At 39.8% G+C, this 16,281-nt stretch carries 21 protein-coding genes; 4 read left to right on the forward strand and 17 right to left on the reverse strand.

The genetic code is table 11. From position 1 onward, the window contains the following. Together Q0W95_RS01895 and srtB are read right to left on the reverse strand one after the other, a co-directional pair. Nucleotides 1-909 carry a DNA glycosylase gene (locus tag Q0W95_RS01895; protein WP_297789260.1) on the reverse strand — a complete coding sequence of 303 codons (909 nt, stop codon included), beginning with the start codon at nt 907-909 and terminating at the stop codon, nt 1-3. Further along, nucleotides 909-1,679 (reverse strand): class B sortase, encoded by a 771-nt coding sequence (srtB, locus tag Q0W95_RS01900; protein WP_297789263.1) that lies wholly within the window; start codon nt 1,677-1,679, stop codon nt 909-911. Before srtB ends, Q0W95_RS01895 begins: the two co-directional genes overlap by 1 nt. Before the next feature lie 95 nt (nt 1,680-1,774). Here srtB and Q0W95_RS01905 point away from each other — a divergent pair, with 95 nt between their 5' ends. Next, the gene (locus Q0W95_RS01905) at nt 1,775-2,008 is read left to right on the forward strand and encodes a glutathione S-transferase N-terminal domain-containing protein (protein WP_297789265.1); all 234 of its coding nucleotides are present in this window, start codon (nt 1,775-1,777) and stop codon (nt 2,006-2,008) included. Between the two features lie 9 nt (nt 2,009-2,017). Then, nucleotides 2,018-2,821 (forward strand): Cof-type HAD-IIB family hydrolase, encoded by an 804-nt coding sequence (locus Q0W95_RS01910; RefSeq protein WP_297789268.1) that lies wholly within the window; start codon nt 2,018-2,020, stop codon nt 2,819-2,821. A 44-nt stretch (nt 2,822-2,865) separates the two neighbouring features. Here Q0W95_RS01910 and Q0W95_RS01915 read toward each other — a convergent pair whose 3' ends face one another. The 12 genes from Q0W95_RS01915 to Q0W95_RS01970 all read right to left on the reverse strand — a co-directional run bounded on the left by Q0W95_RS01915 (nt 2,866) and on the right by Q0W95_RS01970 (nt 12,117). Beyond that, a complete protein-coding gene (locus Q0W95_RS01915) occupies nt 2,866-3,015 on the reverse strand; it encodes a hypothetical protein (RefSeq protein ID WP_297789270.1) in 150 nt (49 codons plus the stop codon). 13 nt (nt 3,016-3,028) lie between these two features. Continuing rightward, on the reverse strand, nt 3,029-3,301 hold the full coding sequence (locus Q0W95_RS01920; RefSeq protein ID WP_297789273.1) for a hypothetical protein: 273 nt from the start codon (nt 3,299-3,301) through the stop codon (nt 3,029-3,031). 92 nt (nt 3,302-3,393) lie between these two features. Next, nucleotides 3,394-4,101 carry an aldose epimerase gene (locus tag Q0W95_RS01925; protein WP_297789276.1) on the reverse strand — a complete coding sequence of 236 codons (708 nt, stop codon included), beginning with the start codon at nt 4,099-4,101 and terminating at the stop codon, nt 3,394-3,396. Continuing rightward, nucleotides 4,101-4,610 carry a ferritin gene (locus tag Q0W95_RS01930; protein ID WP_297789279.1) on the reverse strand — a complete coding sequence of 170 codons (510 nt, stop codon included), beginning with the start codon at nt 4,608-4,610 and terminating at the stop codon, nt 4,101-4,103. Before Q0W95_RS01930 ends, Q0W95_RS01925 begins: the two co-directional genes overlap by 1 nt. A 5-nt stretch (nt 4,611-4,615) precedes the next feature. Then, nucleotides 4,616-4,912 carry a hypothetical protein gene (locus Q0W95_RS01935; protein WP_297789282.1) on the reverse strand — a complete coding sequence of 99 codons (297 nt, stop codon included), beginning with the start codon at nt 4,910-4,912 and terminating at the stop codon, nt 4,616-4,618. 79 nt (nt 4,913-4,991) lie between these two features. Beyond that, nucleotides 4,992-5,633, reverse strand: a complete 642-nt coding sequence (locus Q0W95_RS01940) for an epoxyqueuosine reductase QueH (RefSeq protein WP_297789285.1) — start codon at nt 5,631-5,633, stop codon at nt 4,992-4,994. A 130-nt stretch (nt 5,634-5,763) separates the two neighbouring features. Beyond that, entirely contained in the window at nt 5,764-6,153 is a 390-nt protein-coding gene (gene rpsI, locus Q0W95_RS01945) for a 30S ribosomal protein S9 (RefSeq protein WP_297789288.1), read from the reverse strand. Nucleotides 6,154-6,164: 11 nt separating this feature from the next. Then, nucleotides 6,165-6,605 (reverse strand): 50S ribosomal protein L13, encoded by a 441-nt coding sequence (rplM, locus tag Q0W95_RS01950; RefSeq protein ID WP_297789291.1) that lies wholly within the window; start codon nt 6,603-6,605, stop codon nt 6,165-6,167. A 191-nt stretch (nt 6,606-6,796) separates the two neighbouring features. Continuing rightward, nucleotides 6,797-7,594, reverse strand: a complete 798-nt coding sequence (gene thiD, locus Q0W95_RS01955) for a bifunctional hydroxymethylpyrimidine kinase/phosphomethylpyrimidine kinase (RefSeq protein ID WP_297789294.1) — start codon at nt 7,592-7,594, stop codon at nt 6,797-6,799. A gap of 154 nt (nt 7,595-7,748) precedes the next feature. After that, on the reverse strand, nt 7,749-9,236 hold the full coding sequence (locus Q0W95_RS01960; protein WP_297789297.1) for a TrkH family potassium uptake protein: 1,488 nt from the start codon (nt 9,234-9,236) through the stop codon (nt 7,749-7,751). Then, the gene (gene trkA, locus Q0W95_RS01965; RefSeq protein WP_297789300.1) at nt 9,233-10,606 is read right to left on the reverse strand and encodes a Trk system potassium transporter TrkA; all 1,374 of its coding nucleotides are present in this window, start codon (nt 10,604-10,606) and stop codon (nt 9,233-9,235) included. The genes Q0W95_RS01960 and trkA overlap by 4 nt, the downstream gene beginning before the upstream one ends. A 299-nt stretch (nt 10,607-10,905) precedes the next feature. Then, entirely contained in the window at nt 10,906-12,117 is a 1,212-nt protein-coding gene (locus Q0W95_RS01970) for a M20 family metallopeptidase (RefSeq protein ID WP_297789303.1), read from the reverse strand. Between the two features lie 170 nt (nt 12,118-12,287). On the opposite strand from Q0W95_RS01970, the gene nhaC reads away from it, so the two are divergent. Then, nucleotides 12,288-13,826 carry a Na+/H+ antiporter NhaC gene (gene nhaC / locus Q0W95_RS01975; RefSeq protein WP_297789306.1) on the forward strand — a complete coding sequence of 513 codons (1,539 nt, stop codon included), beginning with the start codon at nt 12,288-12,290 and terminating at the stop codon, nt 13,824-13,826. A gap of 19 nt (nt 13,827-13,845) precedes the next feature. On the opposite strand, the gene Q0W95_RS01980 is transcribed toward nhaC, so the two are convergent. Beyond that, complete coding sequence (locus tag Q0W95_RS01980) at nt 13,846-14,619, reverse strand: hypothetical protein (protein WP_297789308.1); 774 nt, start codon at nt 14,617-14,619, stop codon at nt 13,846-13,848. A gap of 126 nt (nt 14,620-14,745) precedes the next feature. Between Q0W95_RS01980 and Q0W95_RS01985 the strand changes: the two genes are divergently transcribed. Further along, a complete protein-coding gene (locus tag Q0W95_RS01985) occupies nt 14,746-15,015 on the forward strand; it encodes a GNAT family N-acetyltransferase (RefSeq protein WP_297789312.1) in 270 nt (89 codons plus the stop codon). Nucleotides 15,016-15,064: 49 nt separating this feature from the next. Here Q0W95_RS01985 and Q0W95_RS01990 read toward each other — a convergent pair whose 3' ends face one another. Together Q0W95_RS01990 and Q0W95_RS01995 are read right to left on the reverse strand one after the other, a co-directional pair. Next, nucleotides 15,065-15,988, reverse strand: a complete 924-nt coding sequence (locus Q0W95_RS01990) for an IS3 family transposase (RefSeq protein WP_297789322.1) — start codon at nt 15,986-15,988, stop codon at nt 15,065-15,067. Further along, nucleotides 15,922-16,281: helix-turn-helix domain-containing protein (locus Q0W95_RS01995; protein WP_297789315.1), on the reverse strand; the 360-nt coding region annotated here is incomplete at its 5' end. The genes Q0W95_RS01990 and Q0W95_RS01995, both read right to left, overlap by 67 nt.

A 16,281-nucleotide genomic window follows, 5' to 3' on the forward strand; every position in this document is an offset into this window, starting at 1 on the left:
TTATTTGCCGATTTTTTCTTCTCTTCCGTAGTAGAAAAGATATTGTTGGCTATAGCCTGCAAGCTCGCCAAAGTAGTCTCTGGCGTAGGCTTCCACTTGTTTTTTGGGGACTTCCTTTTTGATAAAGAGGGTCTCCATAACTCTTTTTATCCACACATCGACTGGGAAGGTCTCCCTCCTATGGTAGGCAAAAAGCATTATGCAATCGGCAACCTTAGGACCTATGCCAGGTAGGTCCATGAGTTTTTTCTTTAGGTCGGCACTTGCTAGGCTCTGGTCTTTGGCAAAGTCTAGGGCACCCTCGTGGACGAGCCTACTTGCCTCGACTATTCTTTTGTCCCTAAAGCCGACTCTGGCATGTTCTCTAAGCTCTTCTGGGCTTACTTGCATGAGGATTTCTGGGCTTGGGAAGGAGTAGTATTTTCTGCCCCTGTACTCACCTATATAGGTTCCATATCTTTCGGAGATTATCCTTACCGCCTTTTTGATTCTTGGAATTTGGTTGTTGGCGGATATTATGAAGGATATGGTCGTTTCAAAGACTTCTTGGTTTAAGATTCTTATTCCATAGCCGTAGGAGGTCGCTTTTTCTAAGGTTTCATCAATTGAGATTGATTTTTTTATTTGCTCATAGTCCTCACCAAGGTCGAAGTAGTCGTAGAAAATATCGTAGAAGTCCTCTTCACTTATGTTTCTGATTAGGGATGAGCCATCGGCTAGGCCTAGGACGTTGATGATTTTTCCTAGGAAAACCGCTGTGTAGGACCCATCTTCTTCCTTGTGGAAGTTAAAGCATTGCCCACATTCAAAAATATGGGTCGGATTAAAAGAGGCCTCCCTTAGGATGAGCCCCTCTTTTGTTTTTTCTAAGTTTATTTCTTTTTTGGCTGGATTTTGGTATCTATTCACTATTTTATCCTTAGAGCGTGCACTGCCAACCTTTGGTCTGCGTAGTCATATTGGCAGGTAGATAGGGTAATTATCGTGTCATCTTCCTTGAAATCTCTTGTTTCAAGCTTGACTTCTGAGTTGTTCTTTAGCTTTTCAAAATAAGGAATCTTGTCGGCATCATACATGAACTCGAGAGTTCTATAGTCATAGTCGGCAGGGGTACCATAGGCTGCAAAGACATAGTATTGTCTTAGGCCTTCTTCTGTTGTGATGTAGATCGCCCTGTGTTTTTCGGCAAAGTCTTGCTTCCTATATTGGTCGAGTGGGGTAAACATTGACTCAAGTTCTAGGTGGTGGCCATAGATTACTGTATTGTCATCGTTTAGGTCGGTGTTGTTGTTGGTATCCATAAAGATAGATCCAGCTAGGTCGTACTCCTTATTGAGTCCCTTCCTCAAATAGAAGGAATTATCATTTGCGTGAAGGAGAGGATACTTGACAGCTGTGCCAGGAATTTCGATAACGGCAACAACATCAGGGTTTTCTTCCTTAAATTTCTTCAAAAGATAGAGGTTTTGTTCCTCAAGCTTCTTTAGCTTCTCCTCAGCGGTTAAGCTATCATCAGCCTTACCAATCTTGTTGATACTTTCCTTGATAAGTCCAGATATGTGTTTGTTATTTTGGATATTTGTCCAATAGTCGTAGCCCCTCTTACCTAATATTGCAAGGCAGACCACGATTACAATAACAAGGATAGTTCTAATTATTTTTCTAATTGCTTCTTTCATGTAACCACCTTTAACTAGCTTTAAATTTATTGTACTATTAGTATAATATACCATAATGGATATATTATGAAAGTAAAATTTTTAAGGAGATATAAATGAAAGATTATAAACTATTTGTAGGAACAGTTTGTCCTTATTGCAAAAAAGTGGAAAACTTTATGAAAGAAGAAAATATTGAATTAGAAATTGTAAATATAAATGAAGATAGGGATGCCATGATGGAATTAATCGATAAGGGTGGCAAAAGACAAGTTCCTTGCCTCTACCACGATGGGACCTACCTCTACGAGTCCGACGATATCATAAGCTTTCTAAGGGAAAGCAAGTAAGGAGAGCCAATGATTAAATTACTAGCATCGGATATTGATGAAACTTTGGTCGATGCCCAAAAAAACGTACCCCAAAGAAATATCGATGCCATCAAGAAGGCTAAGGATATGGGAGTCATAGTAACCCTCGCCTCAGGGCGTGGAACCTACGAACTCTTTGATATACCTGACCAGGCAGGGGTCGTCGATGAAGATAGGTTTGTGATATCTTGTAATGGAGCCATAATCATGAACATCTTCACCAAAGAAATCGTCTACTCCCAAAGCCTAAAGTACGACTATGCCAAGGCCATCCTCGACTATGCCTACAAAAATGAGCAAACCTGCTACATTTACACCCTAGATAACAAGTACGGCATCAACCTCGACAGGGACTCCTACGCCGAAAATCAAATCACAGTCCTAGCCGATAACAACATCGACTTTCTAAAAGATGCCATAATCCTAAAGGCAATCATCAAAAACAAGGACATGAACTACCTCCAAGGTCTTGAAATCGACATAGCTTCCCTCACCAACTACGATGTGGAAGTTGCCTACTCATCCGATATGTTCATGGAGGTAAACGCCAAGGGAGTCAACAAGGCAGTCGCCCTAAAGAAAGTCTGCGACCACTACGGAATCGACCTTGCCGATACCCTAGCCATAGGCGATAACTACAACGACGTCGCCATGCTTGAAGCTTGTGGAACATCAGTCGCTGTTGCCAACGCTCGCCTGCAAGTAAAAGATTCTGCCGACTATGTAACCAAGGCGACCAACGAAGAAGGAGCTGTGGCAGAGGCCATAGAAAAATTTATCCTAAACAAATAAAGTGATGAAAAGAATAGACATCCTATTCAATCATCACTTTTTTTCTAAAGCCTATAAAGCCTTCCCAGTAAGTAAGGGACTTCCCTTCTGGCAAGGTCTTTTTCTTTTGGCAAAATCCACAAAAAGGAAGAAAGTGTCAGTCTTTCATCCAAAAGCTTAGATTTTGCCAAAAAAGCTTTTGTTAATCTCCGCATTTTTCCTTAACTTTTACCACGCCTTGTGAGTATTCTTGTAGTAGCTATAGGCAAAATAAACCAATAGACAGCTAAAGACTAGGGGAATGGCCTTTAGCACAAGGGCTATAAAACCACCTATTAGCACAAAGGGAAGTATAAGAAAGACACCAACTCCTAGGATTAGGGGAAGAAAGACTAGGGCCAAAATAAGACCCAAAAACCCCTTAGCTAGTTTAAAAATTACTTTTATTAGTCCAAAAGCCAAGCTAGGCAAAAGGACTAGGGCAACCAAGGCTTGTAACATTTTATCCTCCATTATTTTTCTTAATTTTATTATACATAAATAGAATAATGTTTCAAGTATTTTTACATATCTTAAAGCCCGTTTTAATTATCTTAATTTTCCCTAACTCTTATCAGAAAACTTTGACCAAAGTCCTTCCCTGGTTCAAGGACAAAGGGCGTTTTGTCTTCATCGGCAAAACTTTTGCCATTGTAGGTTGGCTCAAGGCAAATATACTCATCCAAAAAATCTGACCAGAGGGTGTAAACTCCAACATTTTCACAGGCAAGTATAGCTATTTCAAAGTCTTTCGTCCTGAAGGAAAGATTCTTTCTACCCACAAAGATAGATGAAGGTAGAGCCTCTTTGTCTATCACAAGGTCTGAAATCACTAGCTCATCAAAACTTGTCCTAAAGTAAGGGTGAAAGGCTGGGGCAACTGGCACAGGGCTTGTCCCCTTGTTTTTTATAAGAAGCCTTGTCCTTAGACCATCTTCTTCTAGCTTGTAGGAAATTTCAAAGTCCACCTTCTCATAAGTCCCTACTCCTCTAAGGCCAAGGTCGAGGAAGTCCTCCCCACAATCCAGAACCTTCCAAGTAAGATTCCTCCCAAAACCGTGGCTGTTTAGTTCATTTAAAATCTTATCATCAGAAAAATTAGGAGCACATACATGCATGCCACCCCTAATCTTCATACTATCGCCAAGCCTTATTTGACTTCTATCAAAGAGTACCTTCTTGCCCTTATAGCTAAGGTCAGTGAGATAGACTCCCTTGAGGTCAACATGGCCGATAAAGTTATTATTTTTTATTGTTGGCATTATTGAGCTATAGCTGGTGTGGTTGGTGTTGGTCTTTGACCTAGTTCATTGTCAAGGATGTAGATTGATGGCCAATCATTGCCCACTCTTTCAAGTCTTGTAACAATTTTTGTGAAGGTTTCTTCTTCTTCAACTTGTTCATCAATGTACCATTGGATAAAGCTTCTAACTCTCTCATCAACGCCGTTGGCTTCTTGGGCGATGTGGTTGATTCTTCTAGTAACTTCTTTTTCATGGTCTAGGGCAGATTTCATAACATCAAGGACTGATTCATATTCAGCTCTTGGTTCAGGAATTGCCTTATATACTGGTTTGTAGCCAACTGATTGGAGGAAGTTTTTCATTCCTTCAGCGTGGTTGATTTCTTCAGTTACTTGTTGGTCCATCCAGTTTGTGAAGCCTTCAAGGTCCAAATCATCTGTGTAAGCAGCCATAGCCTTGTAGATATAGGCAGACTCAAACTCAAAGTTCATTTGTTCATTAATTAAGTCTAAAATTTTCTTGTCCATTTCAATCATTCTCCTTCTTCAATATAATTGTCATATAGGATGTAAATTCCATATATATCCAAGTCTCTTTTGATTATCTCCTCAATTACCCTTGTAATTGAGCTTGGGAGGATATCAATAGTAAAAGAGCAGTCTTTGATAGTAAATCTATTGGATCTTATGATTGATTTTTCTGCCAAATCATTAAAGATATCCATGGCTATAGATCTCTTAAATTTTTCATCCAAGTCAAAGGTTACTGGCATTAAGTCTGTGCTACTCGTCTTATTCTCGATTTTTTTGATAAGCAGTAAATCTTTCATAATCCTCTCCTAGTAAGATATTACCCAATTATCAAAAAAACAAACTTATTTATAAAAATTATCTTTCTTCTTCCAAACTTTAGAGACTTTTGCGACAATCCTTGTGCTTTTCCTGCATTTCCCTAAAGGAGAAGACGCATCCACAATAGTCCTGTCTGTAAAGCTCGTACTTTTGGGAAAGCTCTATCGACTTCTTGTAGCCATTTTTCTTCTTAAAATCTGCATACAAGTAGGAAACTCCGTACTCTTTCTCCAAATCTCTGCCAATTTCATTAAGCCACTGGCTGTTTTTGTAGGGGGAGATGGAAAGAGTTGTCGAAAAGTAATCATAAGCATGGTCTTTGGCATACTTGGCAGTCTCCTCAAGCCTTAGCTTGTAGCAAAGGTAGCAAGCTTTTCCTCCCTCATGGTCATCCTTCCTAAGCCTTGCAATCTCAGAAAAATCCTCCACCTTATTTTCTGGAAAGATAATCTCAGCTTCAATTCCCATAGCCTCCTTTAGCTCTCTTAGGGTATTGACCCTCTTGGTAAGCTCACTTGGTGGATAAATCATGGGGTTATAATAGAACATATCAATAACAAAATCCCCATAAATCCTATCAAGTACCGCTGTAGAGCAAGGGGCACAGCAAACCTGCATCAAAAGTCTAGGTTTTTTGCCCTCTTTTTTGTTGGTTTTTATAATCTCTTCCATCTTGAGATTGTAATTAATCTTTTGCATAAACTCACCTTCAAAATAAATTATCAAGCCCTTATATTCTACTTGTTATTTGAAATATATAAATAGGAGGACTTTTAGGTAAAAGAAAACCACAGAAGCATAAGCATCCTGTGGTTTGTTGTCTTCTTTCTTATCTCTTTGAGAATTGAGATGATTTTCTTGCCTTTTTGAGACCTGGTTTCTTTCTTTCTTTTCTACGAGAATCTCTTGTAAGGAAACCTGCTCTCTTGAGGGCTTGTCTATAGTCAGGGTTTGCGATTAGTAGGGCTCTTGCGATAGCGTGTCTAATTGCTCCTGCTTGACCTGTAAATCCACCACCATTAACGTTGATTTTGATATCAAAGTTGTTTAGGTTTTCTGTAAGTTGAAGTGGAGATTTAGCTATAACTTTTAGGGTTTCATAGTTGAAGTATTCATCTAAGCTTTTTCCATTTACTAGGATGTTTCCGCTACCAGAAACCATAGTACATCTAGCTACAGAGGTCTTTCTTCTTCCTGTTGATTGTATAATTTCTGCCATCTAAGTCCTCCTTAATTTAATTCCAAAACTTCAGGCATTTGAGCTTCGTGCTTGTGGTCACTGCCAACATAAACTCTAAGCTTCTTAGCCATAGCTCTACCTAGCTTGTTGTGTGGAAGCATGCCTTCTACAGCGTGAGTTACAATTCTTTCTGGATATTTAGCTTGCATATCCTTGAATTTAGTGATTTTAAGACCCCCACTGTATCCTGAATATCTTTTGTATTCTTTTTGGTCTTCTTTGTTGCCTGTAAGAACGACTTTTTCAGCATTGATAATAATTACATAATCTCCAGTATCATAGTGTGGAGTAAATGTAGGTTTGTTCTTTCCTCTTAGTATTGCTGCAACTTGGCTAGCTAGTCTACCTAGGGCCATTCCTTCTGCATCAACGACATACCATTTTCTGTCGATTTGATCAGGAGTTGCAGTCCATGTTTTTTGATATTTCATAAAATTCCTCCTATAAATTTTTCGCCTACTATATTTAGACACCGCTTCTAGTAGGTGGCGGCTTTACACGTCCTGACATTTGTTTATAATCGCATTCAGGATTTGCGATTTCACCGAAAAGCTTCATAAAAGAAACTTCAAGTTGACTGGTATATAATACTCCATCCTAGTCTTTTTGTCAATATCTTAGCTTAATTTTTGTAATAATCACAAAGGGCGAAGGCGTGATTCATAGGTCCACTTCCCTTACCGAGATTAAGCCCATCTTTTAGACAAGCTTCTAGGTAGGTCTTGGCTTTTCTTATAGCCTTTTCCAGCTCATATCCCTTAGCGAGGTTGGCGGCTATGGCTGATGATAGAGTGCATCCTGTCCCGTGGGTGTTTGTGTTTTCTATTCTTTCTCCCCTTAGCCACAAGGCATTTGTCCCATCGTAGAGGTAGTCGTTAGCATCATTTATGGCATGGCCTCCCTTTAGGAGGATGGGGGTCTGGTATTTTTGGTAGAGCTTTTTTGTGGCTTCTTCAACTTGGCCAGGGCTTTTTATCTCTTTTCCTATAATCATCTGGGCTTCGGGGATGTTTGGGGTTATAAGACTTGCTAGGGGAAAAAGCCTTGTAAGTAGGGCTTCTATGGCTTCATCTCTTAGAAGCTTTGCTCCTGATGTTGCGACCATAACTGGGTCTAGGACTATGTTTTTTGCCTTGTAGTGGATAAGTCTTTCGCTAATTGTTTCGATTAGGTCCTTGGATGAGACCATGCCAATTTTTACTGCATCTGGATATATGTCTGTAAAAACTGCATCAAGTTCTTTGGCCAAAAAGTCAGGGCTTAGGTCAAAAATTCCAATAACTCCTGTGGTGTTTTGGGCTGTTAGGGATGTGATTACCGATTCTGCATAGACTCCGTTTAAGGTCATAGTCTTTAGATCTGCTTGGATTCCTGCCCCACCAGATGTGTCGGAGCCTGCTATTGTCAATCCTACTTTCATTTTTCTCCTCCTTGTATCGAAAGTTTTTCACAAAAAAGCAGAAGGCTAAGCTTAAAGTCCTTCTGCTTGTATTATTTTTATTATATAAGTCTCGCCTTCTAATCCAGCTTTGAAATTTTTAGAACTTCCATGCTTATAGGTAAATTCTAATGCTCTAAGCTTTTTTTGTCAACAGGATTATTTGATATTTTCTTACGTTCTTGTAGGTTCTTGGGGCAAAGAGGAGAATCATTGGGTAAAGCTCTAGCCTACCAAAAATCATAGCAAAACTTAGGACAAGTTTTGATAGCTTGCTCATTGAGGCAAAGCTTGTTATTGGTCCAAAGTCGATTAGTCCAGGGCCTACGTTGTTGTAGGTTGTGGCTACTGCCGAAAAGGCTGACTCGAAGTTGTTGGTATCAAGAGTTACTACCAACATAAAGACCACAAAGAGGAGAGCATAGACAATCAAGTACCTATTGATTGACTCTTCCACCTCATCATCGACCCTCTTGCCGTCCATCTTGCTGACATTGACCCTTAAGGGGTTGATTGCCTTTCTAATTTGGTTGATGGCTGATTTAAACATTACCACAACTCTCGATACCTTTAAGCCTCCAGCAGTTGAACCCGCAGAGCCTCCTATAAACATCAAGAGAATGAGGATGTGCCTTGAAAAGAGTGGCCAAGAACCAAAGTCTACCGATACAAAACCTGTCGTTGTTATGATTGATGAAACCGTAAAGAGGGACTCAACTCCTGAATAGAACTCATCAGGATACATACTTCTTATGTTAAGGTAGATTAGGACTGCAGAAAGTCCAACTATGCCCAAATACCACCAAAGTTCCTCGCTTTTTAGGGCATCTTTTACTGAACGAAAAATGGCAAAATAGAAGATGTTAAAGTTCATTCCAAAGGCAAGCATGGCTATGGAAAGGACTATTTCAATGTATCTGGAATCGTAATAGCCTACTGAGACTGCCTTGTTGGAAAAGCCACCTGTTCCAGCTGTGCCCATGGCATGGATTAGGGCATCAAAGAGATTCATCCCCCCAAAGAGCAAAAATACCACAGTTACTATGGTTAAAGCCACATACATGAGGTAGAGGACTCGGGCTGTCTGGGAAAGTTTGGGAGTAATCTTGCCGAAAGTTGGTCCTGGCACTTCTGCTTGCATGAGGGTTGAAGATTCCTTATTGGTCTTGGGCAAAATCGCCAAGGTAAAGACCAAAATCCCCATTCCACCAATGAAGTGGGAAAAGGACCTCCAAAAGATGATAGAGTGTGGCAAAAGCTCCACATCAAAGGCTACACTCGCCCCACAAGTCGTAAAGCCACTAGCCATCTCAAAGAAAGCATCCACCACCGATGGATAATTGCTAGCAGTTAGATAGAGGGGAATGGCCCCAATCACAGAAAAAAGCAACCAGCAAGTGGCAGTAATAAACATGGCCTCCTTGGTGAAGATATGACCCTTGTTTGAGCCGAGCCTTGCAAGTAGCGTTCCCAAAATTCCAGCTAGGAGTATTGGTAGTATGAAATTTCTGATATCTATAAATCCTTCCCTATAAATAAGCCCCACAAGAAGTGGCACACACATTAGCATGGCCAAGACTTGGAGGAGTTTACCTATGGTGTACTTGATAATTGAACCGTTCATGCCTGCTCCACAATATCATCTATGGTTTGGAAGCTGTGGTTGGTAGTAATTACCAAGACCCTATCGCCTAGGGAAATCATAGACTCTCCGCTTGCCACTTCCATCCTGCCATCAAGCTCTTCGTGCTTGATACAAGCAATAAGGGTATCCTCCCTTATCTTTAAATCTTTAAGCTTTTTGTTAAGGATATCCGAATGTTCTATTGCAGCAAATTCTATAACCTCAACTTGGTCATCCTCCAGCCTATAAAGGGAAGTAATGGACTGGCCTCTCGCATTTTCCTTGCTTCTAATAATCCTATTAATCACATCACTTGCCACCCTTTTTGGGGTGAAGGTCGTGTCTATATCAAGAATGCCTGTCATCTTCAAAAGCTTGGTCCTGTTTACCTTGGCAATGATTTTTTCAATCCCGTACTTTTCTCCCAGAAGAGAAATCAGAATATTTTCCTCATCCATTCCAGTTAGGCAAACCATGGCATCAAAACTTTCAACCCTCACCTCTTCAAGGACATCAGGGTCTGACCCATCGGCGTTAATTACGATTGCATCCGAAAACTTCTCGCTAATAAGCTCCGCCCTCTTTCTATCAATATCCACAACTGTTACCTCAAAGCCTCTATCGAGCAAAAGCTCTGTAAGGTGGGTAGAAATCGCTCCAGCACCGATTATTAGGACATTTCTAATCTCAATCCTATCTACAACTTCTTTCTTATAGAACCTATCGACGCCTTCCTTGGCACCGATTATGTAAATCTTCTCCCCCTCTTCCAAGACGTAAGAGCCGTGAGGAATCACTACCTTACCCTTATTATTAACTATTCCTATCAAGGTGTGGTAGTCATAAGAATAGGCATTAAGATCCATTATCTTTGCCCCTGCAAGGACTGAATCCTTGCTAATCACAAGCTCCATCATAATAGCTTGGTCATCAAAAAATCCCTCAACATTTAGGGCGTGAGAGTACTTTAGAGCCCTTTGGATATCCTTGGCTGCAATCATCTCTGGATTTATAATCCTAGAAGCTGAAGTAATATCCTCGATAATTTCCCTCTGGTTGATATACTTAGCCTCCCTAAGCCTTATAATGATATTTTTGGCCCCAAGCTTTTTTGCAATAGTCGATGCGATAAGGTTGACATCATCAGAAAGGGTAATAGCGATAAAAAGGTCGCAAGAGCCAACATTAGCATCAAGCAAGACCTCTGGGTCTCTCCCATCACCCACTATGCCCATCACATCATTACTGGCAAGTAACTTATCCAAAACTTCCTTATCACGATCTATAACTAAAATATCATAGCCCTCATCAGCAAGGTCCTCAGTCAAATAGGAACCAACCTTCCCAGCTCCCAAGATAATAATATTCATAATTCCTCCTAGATTAATTAAGTATAACACTTATTTATTTAAAATCAACTATAATATATAGGCTTCTGGGATGAGAATTTTAGCTTTAAGAAAATATAAGACAAAAGGGAACCTAGGAAAGTTTACGAATAATCTCATCCTATAAAGATTTTAGGATACTTTCAAGCATAAGCAGAAACTCATGGCTTAAAAGTTCCCCAAGCTCTTCTTTTATAATAGAAACTATTCTCTAACCCCCCCAAGCCCTTAGAGTCTTTTGGGATTTATGAAAATCTTGGTCGGCAACCCTCCGAAAGCCCCTAGTTTTCTTTAAGATACTCGTAGGCGTAGGCTGCTAGGAGGTAGGCTCCGTCTTTTAAGGCACTTTCATCTGGATTGAAGTCTTGGGCGTGGTTTTGGGGGTAGGTTTTTTTATCTAAGGGATTTCTTCCACCGATGAACATATAGGTTCCATCGACTCCCTCATAGGCATCAAAGCCTGATAGGTAGAAGCCGAAGTCCTCGCTACCAGCAAGCTTTAGGTCATCTGCCACATTTTCTTTACCGAAAACTTCCCTAGCAAGCCTTAGGGATAGGTCGGTTGATTTTTCTTCATTAATCACAGCTCCTGCCCCTAGTTTGTAGGAAAATTCTGCCCTTCCATCAAAGAGCTTAGCTGAAAGGTCGGCTGCCTTTCTAAGCTCACCAATCATCTCTTCCACGCTTTTTCTTTGGGTAGACCTAAAGGAGCCTTCAAGGTCAATCTCACTTGCCACAGCATTAGCAGCAGAGCCTCCCCCGATTTTTCCTATATTTAAAATAACGGGAGCATTTAGGAGGTCCATCTTCCTTGTTACCATAGCCTGAGCAGCGTTTACAAAAGTTGTAGCCATAAGCATGGCATCGTTGCCCTCATAAGGGGTAGATGAGTGGGCAGACTTACCTAAAAATTTCACATTAAAGAAGGTGTTATTGGCCATAACTGCCCCATAGCCTGTTGAGGCCTTTCCTGTGTCAAACATGGTGTGGATGTGGATGGCAAAGGCTGAATCAACTCCCTTGGTAAAACCTTGGCTGACAACTGCCTGACCACCTTCTCCAGTTTCCTCGCCTGGTTGAAAGACAATCCTAACCCTTCCCTTTAGCTTATCTTTTACCTTCAAAAGAGCCCTTGTCGCATTAAGGAGCATAGCAGCGTGGATATCGTGGCCACAAGCATGGCTTACGCCCTCATTTTTTGACTTATAGGCAAAGTCGTTGGTTTCTTTGATTGGAAGAGCATCAATATCTGCTCGAAGAAGAACCGTCTTGCCCGCACTTTTTGGGTTGATTTCAACAACAAGACCTGTCGGTTCAATCTCCTTAATATCGGTAAAGCCCATAGCCTCAAGCTGTTTTTTAAGCCACTTGGTAGTTTCTACTTCCTTCATGGAAAGCTCTGGATTTTCGTGCAAGTACCTCCTTTCCTGGATCATTTCTTCTTCATTTTCTTCTATATATTTCTTGATTTCATCTTTAATAATATCTGTCATAGTATCCTCTCTTTTCTGTAAGTATTATACCCAAATTTTCTAATCCTATAAGCTCAGCATTTTTCACCTTGCTAATTTAATAAAATATATAGATTATTATTGATAATTACCCCAAGAAGATGTAGGATAGATATATAATTTAGCACGATAGCATATTAAAAGGAGTTTGTATGAAAAATATTAGAGAAAAAAGATTGCCCTCCCTAGGTGAGGCTATCCTTCCGATTTTGACCATGATAGGTCTTATGGTTTATGTCTTTGCTTTTGCCAAAAAGGACGGAGAAAGTGTCTACGATGCTGCCCACTTGCCCCTCATTTGTGGAATTGTAGTAGCAGTTCTTGTCGGCATGCTTTCTGGCAGAAGCTTTAAGGAAATGCTTGAGGGGATGGTTGATAGGATAAGTGCGACACTTGATGCTATCCTAATCCTCCTTACAGTCGGACTTTTGGTTTCATCTTTTATGATTTCAGGAACCATTCCTGCCATTATCTATTACGGGCTCGATCTCCTATCTCCTAGGCTATTTTTGCCAGTAGGTTGCCTGATTACTGCCCTAGTAGGTCTGGCATGTGGGTCGTCATGGACTGCGACAGCTACAATAGGAATCGCCTTTATGACCATCGGCCAAGGTCTTGGTATCAATCCAGCTATCACTGCTGGTATGGTTGTATCAGGTGCTTACATAGGAGATAAGTTCTCCCCCCTATCAGATACTACCAATCTTGCGGCTGGGGTTGCAAAGACAGGACTTTTCGACCACGTTACAGCCATGGTTTCTACAACAGGGCCAGTTTTTATAATTTCCTTAATTCTTTATAGCCTCTTGGGTCTTAGGGCCAATGTTACTAACTACGACCCCCAAGTCGCTGAGGCAATCAAGCTTGCCCTTGCCAGCCATTTTAACCTCAATCCCCTAGTTTTACTTCCTATCCTGCTTATAATTTTGGTGTGCGTTCTTAGGATAGAGGGGCTGGGTGGGGTTATGCTTACAGTCTTTGTAGGGATAATTTTCTCCCTCATCTTCCAAGAAAAAAGGTCTTTGGCAGAGATTTTTGCCATCCTCCACTACGGCCCTGACCTCGTTACTGGAAACGACTTTGTCGATAAGGCCCTTGCCAAGGGTGGGATGGAAAATCAGATGTGGACTATAAACCTCATCCTTCTTGCCGTAGCCTTTGGTGGAGCCCTTGAAAGGGCGGGAGTGATTGAAAGATTATTTGCCAAGCTCAAGGATAAAATCCAATCTGTGGGTGGCTTAGTTCTTGCAACAATGGCAACCTCCATCTTCTGCGATATAACCATGTGCGACCAATTTTTGGGCATAGGCGTTCCTGCTCCCCTCTATGAAGATAAGTACGATGAGCTAGGCCTTGCCCGTAATATGCTCTCAAGAACCCTAGAAGATGCGGGAACCCTTTGGGCAGTGATGTTTCCTTGGACAGCTTGCGGAGCCTACCAAATGCGAACCTTGGGGGTAAGTCCTCTCGCCTTCTTTCCTTTCGCCTTTGTCAACCTCCTAAACCCAATCTACGCCCTCTTTACCTCCTACCTAAAGAGAAATATCTTCTGGGCAGATGGTAGCTATACCAACCTTTGGGGCAAAACAACCATGAAAAAAATGGCAAAGGCTCCCGAAAAATCAAGAGCCTTCGCCATAAGTCAACTAACAAAACTAAGAAAAGAAAAAAAAGCACCCCAAGTTTCATAAGCTGGGGTGCTTTGCTCTTCTAAATATTTTCTTCTACAAGAGGATGAACTTCCCTATAATCCAAATAGTGGTCAGAAAGCCTCGCCTGAACAAAGGCTGATGCAAACAAAGTGTAGATTACAAGGCCTAAAATTATAAGACTAATAAGGAAAATTCCTCCCAAACCACTTCCAGCCATACTAAAAGCAATCCAAGTCAGAAGACCTATGCTTATTACAACTGGTAGGCCAATATATACTAGTAAGGTTACTAGAGTCTTGGCGAACAAGTCCTTTCCGATTTTTATAATATTTTTGATACTTGTTCCTAGTTTTTCTCTAGTTAGGAAATTATTTTCATCAGCTAGGTAGAAATTTGTATAAGTCAAAAGAACTGATAGGCCAATTCCTAGCAAAAATAAAAAGACAAGCAAGACTATTACAGAAATACCCAAATTGATTCCACCCTTAGCTATATTGGTGAAAAATAGGGCACTACCTGCGAGACTCCCAATTGCTCCCATAATTGCTATAGTTATGAGGGAAAGCAAAATATTAATCAAGAAAAACCTGCCATTAATAGTATTTATTTGATTGAGGTACTCTCCAACAGAGCCCATCCTATTTCTAATAAGTCCTGCCGCTATGGCATATTGGAAGAAAAATCCGATAATGCTTGTTAAAAAAGTTCCAAGTAAGCTTATGATACTATTATCACCAGCTAGCATGTCGAATAATCCTGTAGTTATACATGAAACTATTGTACCGATTAGGGTAACGATTACAATAGATGAAAGTTTATATTCTCTTTTCATAAATCCTCCTTGTATAAATTATAACATTAATGGATAAATACTACAAGATAGTAGAAAATTATTCAATTAAAGTCAAAAAATCCTAGCCCTCTCCAGCTTTGGGTATAAATAGGGTGAGGTGATATAATGGAAATTTTATTTAAGGAAAATGAAGTCTACGCCATGGAGGATGGGAAAAAGGTTGGCTATCTCCAATATGAGGAAGAAGGTAAGCTTTGGCAGGCAAACCATACTGTAGTTGATACGGCCTACGGAGGTAGGGGGATAGCAGGAAAACTTGTCGATAAGCTTGCTGATGAGGCTAGGCTTAGGAATAAAAAAATCTATCCCATCTGCTCCTATGTAGCCAAAAAATTCGACCAAGACCCTAAGTACAAGGACCTTGACGCAAGATAAAAGACCCCCTTGACCTGAACCCGTAAACACGGAATAATTTAATAATATTTTAAGCGGAATGTAATCTGTAATTAACAGGGGACATTCCGTTTAATTTTGTCTTAATCCTATCCTCATTGTACCATTTGATATATTTTTCTATCTCACTAACTAATTCATCATAACTTTTAAATTCCACACCATAATACATTTCTTGTTTTAATATCCCAAAGAAGTTCTCCATAGGAGAATTGTCTAGACAATTGCCTTTTCTTGACATACTTTGCCTAATGTTCATTTTTTCTAACTTGTTGGTCCATGAACTGTGTTGATAGTGGAAACCTTGGTCTGAGTGTATAGTTAAATCTTTAATGTCTTTATTTTCTTCTAATGCTTTTTCTAGCATTGTATTAGTTAATTTTATTGTTGGATGATTACTTAGTTTGTAGCCTATTATTTCACTGTTGTATAGGTCTAATATTGGTGATAGGTATAGTTTCTTTTCTTGTCCTTTAATTCTAAATTCTGTTACATCTGTTAGCCATAATTGATTTGGTTTAGTAGCTTTAAACTGTCTTTTTACAACATTATCTGCTACTTTACCTATTTGTCCCTTGTATGATGAGTATTTTCTTGATCTGGTTTTAAATTTAGAGCATAGCAAGGATTCTTCTCTCATTATTCTTAATACTTTTTTATGGTTGATATTAAAGCCTTTATTTTTTAATACTAGAGTAACTCTTCTGTAGCCATATCTACCTTTTGATGATTCTACTATAGTTCTAATTTCATCTTTAATTTCTTTGTCTTTTTTTATTGGATTTTCTAGTTTTATCTTCCATTCGTAATATGATGTTTTTGGTAATTTGGCTATTTCCAACCATTCGCTTATCTTACTTTTTGGATATTCTTTTAGAAGTTTGAGGATTATCTTTGTCTTTTCCTTGCTTCTGCTTCCTCTTCCAGGAGCAAGGCTTGTAGCTTTTTTTCGTATATTATCTTCATTTTGAGAAGTCTATTTTCTTCTCTTAATCTTATTAATTCTTCTCTTTCAGTTTCGTTTATTGGAGTATTAAGTTTAGACTTTTTATTTGATTTGGTCATGTCTTTTTTAGGCCTTCCTCTATTATCTTCTAGCCCAGATAGACCACGTTCTTGATAAGCTTTCTCCCATCTGTACACCATAGATCCATTTACAAGCTTGAAATGTTCTGCAGTCTCTCTAAGCGAAGTATTATTGATTTGCCTATATTGTATTACAGATAGCTTAAATTCACTAGTGAATTT

It is taken from the genome of uncultured Anaerococcus sp., from assembly GCF_947253225.1.
Classification (GTDB): domain Bacteria; phylum Bacillota; class Clostridia; order Tissierellales; family Peptoniphilaceae; genus Anaerococcus.